The sequence below is a fragment of the Sphaerotilus sulfidivorans genome (genome assembly GCF_013426975.1).
In the GTDB taxonomy this organism is placed as follows: Bacteria; Pseudomonadota; Gammaproteobacteria; order Burkholderiales; family Burkholderiaceae_C; genus Sphaerotilus; species Sphaerotilus sulfidivorans.
The window spans coordinates 1-425 of sequence record NZ_JACCPY010000099.1; the positions used below are offsets into that span (position 1 = coordinate 1).

General features: G+C 74.6%; 1 pseudogene. It reads right to left on the minus strand.

From position 1 onward, the window contains the following. Positions 1-425: pseudogene (locus HZU84_RS21070) on the minus strand (IS66 family transposase); the annotation flags it as partial.

Here is a 425-nt window from a genome sequence, read left to right on the forward strand (position 1 = left end):
GCGCCACCAGCCCTTGCGCCTGCGAGATCGCCCCCAGGCTGAAGCGCACCCCCAGCACCTCGCCCAGCAGCGTGCGGATCTTGTCCTGCGTCAGGTGGTACCGCGTGCCCAGCGCCCCGATCAGGGCCAGCGCCCTCGGCCCGATCTGCCCGCGCGGCACCCCGGCCGGCAGCCGGCTCTCGTGCGTCTTGCGGCAGTGTCCGCACACCCCGCGGTACAGCCGGTATTCCTGCACCTCCGCCCGCACCGCCTGCGCCAGATCCGTCACCTGGTGGCGCAGCGCCCGACCCGGCTCGATCGGCCCGCCGCACTCGCACACCTCGGGTGGCGGGCACTCGTGCACCGCGTCGACCTCGCCCTCGTCCAGCAGCGTCCGGTATGTGCCCTTGTGCCCGGGCTGCCCGCCGCGCTTGCGCTCGCTGCTG